General features: G+C 69.5%; 11 protein-coding genes. 1 reads left to right on the forward strand and 10 read right to left on the reverse strand.

All coding sequences use genetic code 11. The features are described 5' to 3' along the window. Window positions 1-258 precede the first annotated feature (258 nt). From ACFQ9K_RS44580 to ACFQ9K_RS44605, 6 genes are all read right to left on the reverse strand, one after another. A complete protein-coding gene (locus tag ACFQ9K_RS44580) occupies window positions 259-1,338 on the reverse strand; it encodes an amidohydrolase family protein (RefSeq protein WP_378720879.1) in 1,080 nt (359 codons plus the stop codon). 127 nt (window positions 1,339-1,465) lie between these two features. Then, window positions 1,466-2,575, reverse strand: coding sequence for an ABC transporter ATP-binding protein (locus tag ACFQ9K_RS44585; RefSeq protein WP_378720880.1), 1,110 nt, complete (start codon window positions 2,573-2,575; stop codon window positions 1,466-1,468). Window positions 2,576-2,584: 9 nt separating this feature from the next. After that, window positions 2,585-3,466 carry a carbohydrate ABC transporter permease gene (locus tag ACFQ9K_RS44590; protein ID WP_378720882.1) on the reverse strand — a complete coding sequence of 294 codons (882 nt, stop codon included), beginning with the start codon at window positions 3,464-3,466 and terminating at the stop codon, window positions 2,585-2,587. Continuing rightward, on the reverse strand, window positions 3,463-4,428 hold the full coding sequence (locus tag ACFQ9K_RS44595) for a carbohydrate ABC transporter permease (RefSeq protein ID WP_378720883.1): 966 nt from the start codon (window positions 4,426-4,428) through the stop codon (window positions 3,463-3,465). The genes ACFQ9K_RS44590 and ACFQ9K_RS44595 overlap by 4 nt, the downstream gene beginning before the upstream one ends. Window positions 4,429-4,430: 2 nt before the next feature. Further along, window positions 4,431-5,792: an ABC transporter substrate-binding protein gene (locus ACFQ9K_RS44600; protein WP_378720884.1), complete on the reverse strand. Its 1,362-nt coding sequence runs from the start codon at window positions 5,790-5,792 to the stop codon at window positions 4,431-4,433. Beyond that, a complete protein-coding gene (locus ACFQ9K_RS44605) occupies window positions 5,779-6,780 on the reverse strand; it encodes a sugar-binding transcriptional regulator (protein ID WP_378720885.1) in 1,002 nt (333 codons plus the stop codon). Before ACFQ9K_RS44605 ends, ACFQ9K_RS44600 begins: the two co-directional genes overlap by 14 nt. Before the next feature lie 101 nt (window positions 6,781-6,881). On the opposite strand from ACFQ9K_RS44605, the gene ACFQ9K_RS44610 reads away from it, so the two are divergent. Further along, window positions 6,882-8,378 carry a mannitol dehydrogenase family protein gene (locus ACFQ9K_RS44610; RefSeq protein WP_378720886.1) on the forward strand — a complete coding sequence of 499 codons (1,497 nt, stop codon included), beginning with the start codon at window positions 6,882-6,884 and terminating at the stop codon, window positions 8,376-8,378. A 46-nt stretch (window positions 8,379-8,424) separates the two neighbouring features. Here the strand turns inward: ACFQ9K_RS44610 and ACFQ9K_RS44615 are convergent, their stop codons facing one another. The 4 genes from ACFQ9K_RS44615 to ACFQ9K_RS44630 form a co-directional block, all read right to left on the reverse strand. After that, window positions 8,425-9,183 carry an acyl-[acyl-carrier-protein] thioesterase gene (locus ACFQ9K_RS44615; protein WP_378720887.1) on the reverse strand — a complete coding sequence of 253 codons (759 nt, stop codon included), beginning with the start codon at window positions 9,181-9,183 and terminating at the stop codon, window positions 8,425-8,427. 188 nt (window positions 9,184-9,371) lie between these two features. Next, window positions 9,372-10,781 carry a ribosome biogenesis GTPase Der gene (der, locus tag ACFQ9K_RS44620; RefSeq protein WP_378720907.1) on the reverse strand — a complete coding sequence of 470 codons (1,410 nt, stop codon included), beginning with the start codon at window positions 10,779-10,781 and terminating at the stop codon, window positions 9,372-9,374. A gap of 11 nt (window positions 10,782-10,792) precedes the next feature. Continuing rightward, entirely contained in the window at window positions 10,793-11,536 is a 744-nt protein-coding gene (gene cmk / locus ACFQ9K_RS44625; protein ID WP_378720888.1) for a (d)CMP kinase, read from the reverse strand. After that, a complete protein-coding gene (locus ACFQ9K_RS44630; protein ID WP_378720889.1) occupies window positions 11,536-13,161 on the reverse strand; it encodes a pseudouridine synthase in 1,626 nt (541 codons plus the stop codon). The genes cmk and ACFQ9K_RS44630 overlap by 1 nt, the downstream gene beginning before the upstream one ends. Window positions 13,162-13,164: the final 3 nt, after the last annotated feature.

Below are 13,164 nucleotides of genomic sequence, written 5' to 3' on the forward strand. Positions count from 1 at the left end.
GCGTTGTCGCGGTCGCTGCGCGACCTCTCGGTCGCTCTCGAGGACGTGCGGAAGCGCATGAGCGCCGTTGGCGGGGTCGCGGAACGCTTCGCCGGGTTCGAGACGCGGGAGGTGCCGCCGGCCGGGGTGATCCGGGTCCTGGAGGGCAAGCGGCGCATCCGAGCGGTGATCGCCGAGGAGGCCGACCGGTGCGTCTCCGAGCACGTGTCGCCCAGGCAGTGGGGCGACACCCCGACGGCTCGCCTTGTCGTGCGCCGGTCAGGCGTGCGGAATGCCGCCGCACCAGACTCGGGAGATGGCGCGGGTGGCGTGGATGTCGGCCAGCGGGTCGCCGTCGATCAGGACCAGGTCGGCACGCAGGCCGGGGGCGATGGCACCGCGGTCGGACAGGCCGAAGTGGCGGGCGGGCAGCGCGGTCGCGGCGGCCAACGCCGCCACCGGGTTCAGGCCCGCGGTGACGAGCAGTTCCAGTTCGCGATGCAGCGAGTCGCCGTGCGGCGGCTGATACGGCACGCCCGGCTCGGCATTGGCGTCGGTGCTCGCCAGAATCGGCACGCCGGCGGCGTGCAGCGCCGCCACACTGGCCAGGCTGTCGGCGAAGCCGAGCCGGCCCAATGCCGTGGCGATGCCCTGCATCATGACCAGCGTGGGCGCGGCGACCCGGCCTTCGGCCTGCATCCGGCGCACGTCCTCGGCGGGCAACTGGCCGTCGGACGGGATGTGCGTGACGATGTCGACGCCCACGTCCAGGGCCAGGGTGTAGGCGCCGAGCGACGCCGCGTGCGCGACCACCCGCAGGCCCTTGGCGTGCGCGGCGGCCACGACGGCTTTGGCGGCGGCCTCGTCGGGACCGCCCTCCCCCGGCGCCTCCAGCACGAGCTTGATGTAGTCCGACCCGGCCGCGGCGCGCTCGGCGACCATCGCCTCGGCCTGCTCGGGGCCGTGGATGACCGCGTGCTCGGCCAGGCCGGGAAGACGGGCGTGCATGCCGTCGGCGCCGATGATCGGCGTGCCCGCGCTGCGAATATCGGTGGTGCCGGGCCGGTTACGCAGTGCCGCGAGCCGCTCCGGCGGGAAGGTGGTCATGTCCAGCGCGGTGGTCACGCCGTGCGCGGCCAGCCGGTCGAGCGATTCCGGCCCGGCTAGGTGAACGTGGGCGTCGATGAGACCCGGTAGCAGGATCGCGCCCTGACCGTCGACCCGCTCGGCACCCTGGGCGTCGGTGCCGATCACCGCCCCGTCGATCACCACCGTCGTCGGCTCGGTCAGGCCGTGGCCGTCGAAGACGCGAACGTTGTGCAGGGCGGTTCTAGCGATCGCTGGGGAGTCGACGGTCACGCATGCCTCCGATGCGGGTTGTCCATACAGCGGCGGGGATACGGCCGCTCCGCTAGGGAACGTTAGTAGCCCACCGTGCATTTGTCCGCACACGAAGTGATAACGCATTGTTCACGTATCGGCACGCCTATTCGGTGATCCGTTCGCCGGTTGCCGGGTGGAACAGGTGCACTGCGGCGGCGTCGGTCACGGCCAAGCTGACCGATTCGGCCAGCTTGGCCGGCGCCCGGATCGCCGAGCGGGACACGAACAAGAACGATTCGCCGTCCAGGCCTGCGACCTTCGCCGAAGGCCGAGCGTAGACATAGGATTCGCTGCCCAGCTCCTCGATCAGCTCCACGGTGACCGCGAAACCGGTTCCGTCCCTGCGCAGTTCGAGCTGCTCGGGGCGGATGCCGATGGTGACCTCGGCCAGGTTCGCCGCGGCCAGCCGGGTCAGCCGTTCGCGCGGCAATTCCAGTGTGGTGCCGGCGATGTCGACGCCGCCGGAGACCAGCGGCACGGTGCACAGGTTCATCGCCGGTGAGCCGATGAAGCCGGCCACGAACGCGGTGGCGGGGCGGTCGTAGAGCTCGGCGGGGGTGCTGAACTGTTGCAACCTGCCGTCGCGCAGCACCGCGACCCGGTCACCCATGGTCATCGCCTCGACCTGGTCGTGGGTGACGTAGACGGTGGTGGTGCCGAGCCGCCGTTGCAGCGCGGCGATCTGGGTGCGGGTCTGCACGCGCAGCTTGGCGTCGAGGTTGCTCAGCGGCTCGTCCATGCAGAACACCCGCGGCTCGCGCACGATCGCCCGGCCCATGGCGACCCGCTGCCGCTGCCCGCCGGACAGTTTCGCCGGCTTGCGGTCCAGGTACGGGGTGAGGCCGAGCAGCTCGGCGGCCTCGGCGACGCGGCGTTTGCGTTCCGCCAGCGGCACTTTGAGCATCTTGAGCGCGAAACCCATGTTCTCGCCGACGGTCTTGTTCGGATAGAGCGCGTAGTTCTGGAAGACCATGGCGATGTCGCGGTCCTTGGACGGGACGCCGACCATGTCGGCGCCGTCGATGCGGATCGAGCCCGCGTCGATCTCCTCCAGGCCGGCCAGCATGCGCAGCGCGGTGGACTTGCCGGAGCCGGAAGGCCCGACCAGCACGATGAATTCGCCGTCGGCGATGTCCAGGTCGAGCGAGTCGACCGCCAGGGTTTCCGCGCCGGGGTAGACGCAGGAAGCCGAGTCGTAACGAATGGTGGCCATGGTTTTTCCTTACTTGATGGCGCCGAACGAGAGACCGCGCACCAGCTTGTTCTGCGCGATCCAACCGGCCAGGACAACGGGCAGCGCGGTGAGCACCGCGGCGGCGGACAACCTGGCCCAGTACAGGCCCTCCCCCGTGATGAAGCCGACCAGGAACACCGGAATGGTCTGGGCCTGCACGGCGGTCAGGTTCACCGCGAAGAAGAATTCGTTCCAGGAGAAGATGACGCAGATCAGCGCGGTCGCGGCGATGCCGGGCGAGACCAGCGGCAGGATCACCTCGCGCACCCCGGTCCAGGTGCTCGCGCCGTCCATACTGGCGGCCTCGAGCAGTTCGCTGGGCACCTCGAGGAAGAACGAGCGCATCATCCAGACCGCGATCGGCAGGTTCATCGCGGTGTAGAGGACGACCAGCGCCCAGATGTTGTCGAGCAGGCCGATGTCGCCGACGATCACGTACAGCGGGACGATCGCCGCGACCACCGGCAGCATCTTGGTGCCGATGAAGAAGAACAGCGCGTCCTGAGTTCGGCGGACCGGGCGCAGCGACAGCGCGAACGCGGCGGGCAGGCCGAGCAGGAGCACCAGGATCGTCGACATCGCGGTGGCGAAGGTGGAGTTGAGCAGCGTGGTGCCGATGCCGCTGTCCAGGACCGCGGCGAACTGGTCGAGGGTCGGGGTGAAGAACAGCTTCGGCGGGTCGGTGTAGGCGTCGCCCTCCTGCTTGAAGGCGGTGAGCACCATCCACAGCACCGGGAAGAAGAAGCCGATGCCGACCACCCAGGCCAGGGCACCCCAGAACATGCCCGCCTTGCTGCGCCGCCTGCGCACCCCGGCGACGGGTTTCGCGGTGTCGGCGGCGGACTTCTGGTCGAGGGTGTGCGCAGTCATGCTGCTTCCTCTTTTCCGGTGAAGGACTTGAACAGCAGGCGCAGCGCCAGGGTGGCCACCACGGTGGTGGCGATGACCGTGACGACGCCCATCGCGGCGGCCTGGCCGATGTCGAAGCCGAGGAACGCGCGCTGATAGATGTAGAAGGGCAGGTTGGAGCTGGCGATGCCGGGTCCGCCGGAGGTCATCATGTAGACCGCGTCGAAGGTGTTGACCAGGTAGATGGCGCCGAGCACCGCGCCGAGCTCGATGAACCGGCGCAGGTGCGGCAGCGTGAGTTCGCGGAAGACGGCGAAGGAGTTGGCGCCGTCGACCTTGGCCGCCTCGACGATGTCGCGCGGCATGGACTGCAACCCGGCCAGGATCAGCAGCATCATGAACGGGGTCCACTGCCAGACCAGGTCGGCCATGACCGCCGGTAGCGGGTATTTGCTCACCCAGTCGATCTGGCCGACGCCGAACGGCTTCAGCACGAAGTTGACCAGGCCGAAGATCGGGTCGAGCATGGTGGTCTTCCAAATGAGCGCGGCCGCGACGGGCGTCACCAGGAACGGGGTGATCAGCAGGGTGCGCACCACGCCGCGGCCGAAGAACGCGCGGTCGAGCAGGAGCGCGAGCAGCAGGCCGAGGATCACCGAGATGATGACGGTGCCGACGATCATGATCACCGTGTTCAGCGCGACCTCGCGGAACTGGCTGTCCCGGAACACATCCGCGTAGTTCTGCAGGCCGTTGAAGTGCCGGGAGCCGGGGCGCACCAGGTTCCACGACTGCGTCGAGTAGTACAGCGTGAAGACGAACGGCACCTGGGTGACCACGAGCATGAAGATCAGCGCGGGCAGCAGCGGGCCGCGGCGGCGCCAGCCCTCGGCACGGGAGATCTGGTCGCGGCGGGACACGAGCGGCGGCGGGGTCACCGGCTTCTCAGCCGAAGTCGTTGGGGCGGTAGTTGTTTCGGACATGATTAGGGGGCCTCTCGATACGACCGGCCGACCACCTCGGCGTACTGCTGGGCCTGGTCGAGCGCGGCCCGGACGCTGATCCGGCCGGCGATCGCGGCGCTGATCTGCTGACTCACCCGGGTGCCGAGGTCCTGGAACTCCGGGATGGTGATGAACTGGATGCCGGTGTAGGGCACCGGCCGCACGCCCGGGTGTTCCGGATCGACCCCCTCCATGGCCGACAAGGTCAGCGGCCCATACGCTTTCGCGGCCTCGCGGTACTCCGGAATCTGGTAGGTCGACAGGCGACTGCCCGGCGGTACGTGGGACCAGCCGAGTTTCTCGCCGACCATCTTGATGTACGGCTTGCTGGTCATCCAGGAGACGAATTTCCAGGCGGCGTCGGGCTTGTCGCTGGTCTTCGGGATGCCGAGGGACCAGGTGTAGAGCCAGCCGGAGTTGGGCTTCTGCTGGGTCGGCGCGAGCGCGTAGCCGATCTTGCCGACCACCTTGCTCGCGGCGGGATCTTCCAGCACGCCGACCGCCGAGGTGGCGTCGTACCACATCGCGGTGTTGCCCTGGGACAGCTGCGTGGCGCATTCCCCGAAACCGCTTGTCGCCGCGCCGGGTTCGCCGTGCTTGCGGACCAGGTCGATGTAGAACTCCACGGCCCGAACGACTTCCGGGCTGTTCAGCTGGGCGTGCCAGTTCTCGTCGAACCAACGGCCGCCGAAGGTGTTGATCACGGTGTTGAGCGGGGCCAGCGCCTCACCCCAGCCGGGCTTGCCGCGCAGGCAGATGCCGGAGCGGCCGTGATCCGGGTCGTCGAGTTCGGCGGCCGCGGCGGCGACCTGGTCCCAGGTCGGTTCGGCGGGCATGGTGAGCCCGGCCTGCTCGAACAGATCCTTGCGGTACATCAGGAACGAGGACTCGCCGTAGAACGGCACCGAGTACATGTTGCCCTGATAGGACAGCGACTTCTGCAGCGACGGAATGAAATCCTGCTCGTCGTAGCCGGGGGTCCTGCGGGCGTAGCCGGACAGGTCGGTCAGCCAGCCGTTGGCAGCCCACTGCGGGGTCTCGTAGTTGCTGATCATCACCACGTCGAACTCGCCGCCGTGGGTGGCGACCGATGCGGTGATCTTGGCCCGCGCCTCGTTCTCCGACAGCGACACGAATTTCAGCTTGGTGCCGGGGTTTTCGCGTTCGAACTCACCGGACAACTTGATCGCGTCCTGCATCTGCGAGTTGGACACCATGGCGATGGTGACCGTGTCGCCGCCACCGGAGGTGAACGAACCCGCGCCCGCGCAGCCCGCCGTCGCGAGGACCGTCGACACGGCCAGCGCCAGTGTGTTTCTCCGCCATGGGCTATGCCTGCTCATCGGCCGCGCCCTCCTTCTGTTCCAGCAGCCACCGCGCGCATTCGAGGTCGGTGACGAGAATCTTGGCCAGGCCGCCGCGCAGCACCGCGAGGGTCGCCTCGTGTTTGACCGCGCCGCCGGCGATCAGCAGCGTGGCCGGGCAGGCGCGGATGGCGTCGAGGCCGACCGAAACCGTGCGTGCGGCAAGCGATCCGGGGACGTCGGTACCGTCGGCGCGGAAGAAGCGGCCGCCGATCTCGCCGACCGCGCCGAGACCGCGCAGCTCGTCGAGGACCGCTCCGTCGAGGTAGCTGCCCTCGAACAGGGTGGTCGCGGTGGAGACGGTGCCGACGCCGAACATCATCACGTCGGCGTTGCGGCCCAGCGCCATCGGATGACCGAGCAACGAATCCTGTTCCAGCGCGGTCACGGTCGCGGCGTCGGCGTAGAGCGGGGCGTTCAGCCGGACCGGGGTGGCCTGGAGCACGGTGGCGCAGCGGCCGAGGGTGTAGTCGACGCCGGTCTGATAGTCGACCGAGGTCATCGATCCGTCGAGCTGAACGACGGTGGCGCAGCGCGCGGACTTGGTGCGCAGCTCGTGCGCGACGGCGATTGTCTCCGGGCCCCAGGTGAATCCGAGCGTGGACTGCGGTTGCAGCCTGCGGGCGAGCACGCCGACCGCGGCGCGGGCCAGCGGCAGCAGACCCGAGGGGGAACCATCGGGGACGTCGCGGAGCACGACGACCTCGGTGAGTCCGAAGGCACGCTCGAGGTCGCTCTCCAGTTCGGTGTGCACGGCGTCGCGCAGTTCGTCGGGAACGCTGATCTCGATGCGCACCAACCCTTGTGCGCGCGCCCTGGCGATGAGCCTGCCCGCGGTGGGCCGGGAAACACCGAGTTTGGCCGCGATTTCGGCCTGAGTCGCGCCTTCTAGGTGATAGAGCTGCGCGGCGCGGAGCGCGAGCCGGACGTCGTCGGGCGTACCCGGGCGGGAAGGGACGGTGGCCACACGGCCTCCTCATCGAGGCTGAACATATGCTCAGCATGTGAGCTACTGCTCACAGAGGGTACCATCCGAGATGTGACGTACACAACAGTGGTGGGGTAGCTATGACTTGGGACACAAGCACGCCGTTGCGGGCCGCGACGCTGCGCGACCTCGGCCCGGCGATCGCCGTGCCGACCTATGACCGGGCGGAAATCACCACCGGCATAGTGCATTTCGGCGTCGGTGGGTTTCATCGCGCACATCAGGCGATGTATATCGACCGGCTGCTGACGGCAGGCGGCGCGCGGGAATGGGGCATCTGCGGGGTGGGCGTGCTGCCCGCCGATCGCCGGATGCGGGACGCGCTGGCGGCGCAGGACGGGCTGTACACGCTGTCGGTGCTGGCGCCGGACGGCGGCTGGACCACCCGGGTGATCGGCTCGATCGTCGAATATCTCTATGCCCCGGACGATCCCGAGGCGGTGCTGGCCAAACTCGCCGACCCGGACACCCGGATCGTCTCGCTCACCGTCACCGAGGGCGGGTACCACTTCTCCGCGACCACCGGCGAGTTCGACGCCGACGCCGCGGACATCCGGGCCGATCTCGCGCCGAACGCGTTGCCCGCCACCATCTTCGGACTGATCGTCGAGGGCCTGGCGCGGCGCAGGGCGCACGGTATCGCGCCGTTCACGGTGATGTCGTGCGACAACATCGAGGGCAACGGGCACGTCGCACGGGCGGCGTTCAGCGCGTTCGCCCGGTTACGCGACCCCGAACTCGGCGAGTGGGTGGCACGGGAGGTGCATTTCCCGAATTCGATGGTGGACCGGATCACGCCGGTCACGCCACCCGAGGCCGCGGCGGAAGTGGCGCGCCGGTACGGCGTGGCGGATCGCTGGCCGGTGGTGACGGAGCCGTTCACCCAGTGGGTGCTGGAGGATTCGTTCACCCTCGGGCGACCGGACTACGGCTCGGTCGGCGTCCAGCTGGTCGATGATGTCGCGCCGTACGAGTTGATGAAGCTGCGCCTGCTCAACGCGAGTCACCAGGCGCTGGCGTATTTCGGCTACCTCAGCGGATATCGGCTGGTGCACGACGCGGCGCAGGATCCGGCGTTCCAGCGATTCCTGTTGCGGTACATGGACATCGAGGCGACGCCCACCCTGCTTCCGGTGCCGGGCGTCGACCTCGACGCGTACCAGCGCACGCTGATCGAACGGTTCTCCAATCCGGCGATCGGCGACACGGTGGCGCGGTTGTGCGCGGAGTCCTCCGACCGGATACCGAAGTGGGTACTGCCGGTGATCCGGCAGCGGCTCGCGGCCGGCGGCGAGATCGCTTGCGCCGCCGCGATTGTCGCGAGCTGGGCGCGCTATGCGGAGGGGATCGATGAGCAGGGCGAGGCGATCGACATCGTGGATCCGCTGCGCGACCGACTGGTCCCGCTGGCCCGCCGGCAGCGCGACGATCGCACCGCGTTCCTCAGCGAGCGTTCGGTTTTCGGTGACCTGATCGACGAGCCACGGTTCGTCGACGCCTACGTCACGGTGCTGGATTCGTTGTACGCCAAGGGCGCTCACGCCACCGTGGCGGAGCTGGGGAACCGAGCGGGCTAGCCGGGCCCGGGTCCGCGCCGATTCGGCAGACCCGGGCGACCGGGGCTCAGAGGGGGACGACCCGCGTGGCGGCATGGGTTTCGCCGCCGACGGTGAACCAGATGTCGAGGGCCGAACCGGTGCGGAAGGCGGCCAGGTCGACGTCGTCGCCGGACTTCAGCGGCTTCACGTACTCGATGATCGCGCGGTGCGGGCCGGACTTCAGGTCGTCGTGGTCGGCCAGGACCTCTTCGACGCCGCTGAGGTAGACCGAGTTGTTGACGTGGTCCAGCATGTCGATGTCGGTGATGCGCAGCGGGAACGGGCGCACGGTCACCCCGTCCGCGCCCGCCGCGGGCGCCGGGTCGGTGAGCGCGGCCTTCCAGCGCAGCCGGTGTTCGGTGGTGGCGGCCAGCATCGGCTCCATGAAGCGGTCGCTCATCCGGGCGGGCACGCCGGATTCGGTGCCGAAGTGGATCAGGAACGCTTCGGTCTCGACCAGGCCGCCCGCGCTGCCGCTGATCTGCACCCGCATATTGCACCAGCGGGTGGACAGGCCGGAGCACCAGCGGCGCAAGATGACCCGTTCGCCGAACTGGATCGGCTTGAGCACATCCATCACGGTCCGGCGCACCACCCAGCCCCGGTGGTTGTCGCCGTCCTCGACCGCGTCGAGATGTTCGAACCCGATGTCTTGCAGGTAGCGGGCGATGGCGTCGAGCCGAAGGCGCTGGTTGCCGTCGGTATCGGCGAGACGTACCGGCCACCCCGTCTCGAACGGGGTTCCGGCGGTCGGACGTTCCGGCAGCACGCTGGGAATGACCATGGACGGATAATGCCAGGTCATCTCCCCCGCTCGCGCGGCGGCACGGTCAGCGCGTCGCGCATCTCACACCCGCCGGCGGTCGGATACCAGCGCTCAGCGGGGAATCTCGCCCTCCCCGCTCGAGCATCGGCTCGCGACAGCGAAGAGCCCCGGGACGCGAAAGTCCCGGGGCTCTTCGATGGACTCGGTCAGCGCTTCTTGGCGGTGCGCTCGCGCTTCTCCCGGACGCGCACCGAGATGCGGACCGGGGAGCCGTCGAAGTTGAACTCCTCGCGCAGCCTGCGTTCCAGGAAGCGGCGGTAGCCCGCCTCGAGGAAGCCGGTGGTGAACAGGACGAACGTCGGCGGACGGGTGGTCGCCTGGGTGGCGAACAGGATGCGCGGCAGGCGGCCGCCGCGCATCGGCGGCGGGGTGGCCGCGACGACCTCCTTGAGCCAGGTGTTCAGGCGGCCGGTGGAGATGCGCTTGTCCCAGGACTCGAGCGCGGTTTCCATGGCGGGCACCAGCTTCTGCACCGCGCGACCGGTGTGCGCGGAGATGTTCACCCGCTGCGCCCACGGGACGCGGACCAGGTCGCGGTCGACCTCGCGGTCGAGTTGCAGGCGACGGTCCTCGTCGACCAGGTCCCACTTGTTGAAGGCCAGCACGAGCGCGCGACCGGAGTCGGCGACCATGCTGATCACCCGCAGGTCCTGTTCGGTGATCGGCTCGGACGCATCGATCAGCATGATCGCGACCTCGGACGCCTCCAGCGCCGCCTTGGTGCGCAGCGAGGCGTAGAACTCGGTGCCGTTGGCGTGCGAGACCTTGCGGCGCAGGCCCGCGGTGTCGACGAACTTCCAGATCTTGCCGCCGAGCTCGACCAGCGAGTCGACCGGATCGACGGTGGTGCCCGCGACGTCGTGCACGACCGAGCGCTCGTCGTCGGCCAGCTTGTTCAACAGGCTGGACTTGCCGACGTTGGGCTTGCCGACCAGCGCCACGCGGCGCGGGCCCGCACCGCCGGTGCCCTCGCGCGGGGTCTCCGGCAGCACGGCGAGCACGTCGTCGAGCAGATCGCCGGTGCCGCGACCGTGCGCCGCGCTGACCATCCGCGGCTCGCCGAGACCGAGCGACCACAGCGCGGCCGCCTCGGACTCGACCTTCTGATCGTCGACCTTGTTGGCGACCAGGATCACCGGGATCTCGGAGCGGCGCAGCATCTTCACCGCGGCCTCGTCGGTCGCGGTGGCGCCGACGACGGCGTCGACCACGAGCAGGATCGCGTCGGCGGTCTGCATGGCCACCTCGGCCTGCCGGGCCACCGACTGTTGCAGGCCCTTGGCGTCGGGCTCCCAGCCGCCGGTGTCCTGCACCAGGAAGCGGCGCCCGGACCAGTTGGCCTCGTAGGAGATTCGGTCGCGGGTGACGCCGGGGATGTCCTCCACGACCGCCTCGCGCCGGCCCAGAATGCGGTTCACCAGGGTCGACTTGCCGACATTCGGGCGACCGACGACCGCCACCGTCGGCATGGCCAGAACTTCTTCACCGGCGAATTCGCCGTCGAGATCGGTGAGCTCCCAATCGGTTTCGTCACTCCAGATGCCGTCGCCGGCCATCACGTCTTCAGTCACTGCGGACCTCCCGTCCTGGTCGCCGAAATCTGCTGCGCGACAACGCGGTACAGCTCGTCGATGACCTCATCCATGTTCAGGTCGCTGGTGTCGACCAGCACGGCGTCCTCGGCCGGACGCAGTGGGGACACCTTGCGGGTGGAATCGAGGTTGTCGCGTCGCTGCACGTCGGCGAGCACGGCCTCGTAGTCGTCGCCGCGGCCTTCGGCGATGTTCTGCTGGTTGCGCCGGTGCGCGCGGGCCTCGGCCGAGGCGGTCAGGTAGATCTTGGCGTCCGCGTCGGTCAGCACGACGGTGCCGATGTCGCGCCCCTCGACCACGATTCGCTGTGCGGCCGCGGCGATTTCGCGTTGCAGCGCGACGAGCAGGTCACGCACCTCGGACACCGCCGAGACCGCGGAGACGGCCTTGGTGACGGCGTCGCCGCGGATCTCCGCGGACACGTCCTCGCCGTCGAGCTCGATCACCTCGCGGCGCGGATCGGTGCCGATGGACAGCGGCAGCTCCTTGACCGCCGCGCCGATGGCGGCGGCGTCGGTCAGCTCGATGCCCGCCCGCAGCACGCGCAGCGTGGCGACCCGGTACATCGCGCCGGTGTCGAGGTAGCGGGCGCCGAGCCGGGTGGCGAGGCGACGCGAGACGCTGGATTTACCGGTGCCCGACGGGCCGTCCATGGCCACGACGAGCGGACTGGTCCCCGACAGCTGCCGGGGCGCCTCCACCGGAATCTCCACACCCATCACAACGACACCGCCTCGTAGAGTTTGCCGATTTCACCGCGACCGAGCACGCGCAGCGTGCCGGGGCGTTGGTCGCCGAGCGCGACCGGACCGATATTGGTGCGCACCAGCCGGGACACCGGATGGCCGACCGCGTCGAGCAACCGGCGCACGATGTGCTTGCGCCCTTCGTGCAACACCAGTTTCACCAGGGATCGTCCCTCGTTGATCTCCAGCACCTGGAAGCTGTCGACCTTCGCCGGGCCGTCCTCGAGCTCGATGCCGTCCTTGAGCTTCTTGCCGATCCCCTTGTGCACCTCGCCGTTCACCGTCGCCAGGTAGGTCTTGGAGACCTCGTAGGACGGGTGCATCAGGCGGTGCGCGAGGTCGCCGTCGTTGGTGAGCAGCAGCAGGCCCTCGGTGTCGGCGTCGAGGCGGCCGACGTGGAAGAGGCGCTGGCCTGCCGCGATGCGCTCGGCGACGATGTCACCGACGCAGGGGCGGCCGAGATCGTCGGACATGGTGGACTGCCAGCCCTTCGGCTTGTTCAGCACGAGGTGCACCAGCTCCGAGCGCACCATCACCCGGGTGCCGTCGACCCGCACCACGGCGAGTTCGGGGTCGATCCGCAGACCCTGCTCGACCACGATGGCGCCGTCGACCTCGACCCGGCCCTGGGCGATCATCTCCTCGGCGGCGCGACGCGAGGCCACGCCGGCCTTGGCGAGGACCTTCTGCAGGCGCTCGCCCTCGCCCCACGGCATTTTCTCGTGGCCCGCGGACGCGGCCGGCTCGACATGCTGGCGCTTGGCGGGCTTGGCGTTGTTCAGCAGCGGGTTCGACTGGGTCTGCTTCTGCGGCTTGGCGCTCTTCTTCTTGCCGGTCGGCGCGGGCTGGGCGGCGCGGCGCTGCGGGATGCTGCCGGTCGACCTGGTGCCGGGCTGCGCGTCGGCGCGGTAGGAGTTGCCGGACTGGGCGTTGCCCTGACCGGAGCCGCCGTCGTTGCGGCCGCGGTAGGCGTTGCCGCCGGAGCCCGCTTCGCTGCGGTTGCGGTAGGCGTTGCCGGTCGAGCCGGTTTCGCTACGCGAGCTGCCGCCTTCATAGCGGCCGCGGTAAGCGTTTCCGCCGGAACCGGCCTCGCTGCGGTCGCGGTACGCGGTGCCGCCGCGAGCGGCACCACCCTCGCCGCGACCACGGTAGGCGTCGCCGCCCTTGGCGCGGTCGCCGTAGGAACCGCCGCCCGGCGAAGAGTTGCCGCGGTAGCCGCTGCCCGGTGAGTTGTTGTCGCGTGAGCCGCGGTACGAACCGCCACCCTGACCGGAGCCGGCCTCGCTACGGCCGCGATATGCGCTGCCGCCCTCGGAGCGGTCGCGGTAGGAGCCCCCGCCTTGCGACGAGCCCCCGCCTTGCGATGAGCCGCCGCGGTAGCCGCCCTGCGCGGAACCGCCTTCACCGCGGCCGCGATATGCGTTGCCGCCCTGCGCGTTTCCGCGTGCGCCGCCCGACGGCGATGCGCCGCGGTAGCCGCCCTCGCCGCGCGCCGCGCCGCGCTCTGTCCCCCTGCGCGCGGCGCCGCGCACGGGGCGCTGCTCGTCACTGCGTTTCCTGCGATCCGGTGTGCCATCTCGGCGAGCGGAAGTATTCATTTT

The organism is Nocardia sp. NPDC056564 (assembly GCF_042793755.1).
In the GTDB taxonomy this organism is placed as follows: domain Bacteria; phylum Actinomycetota; class Actinomycetes; order Mycobacteriales; family Mycobacteriaceae; genus Nocardia.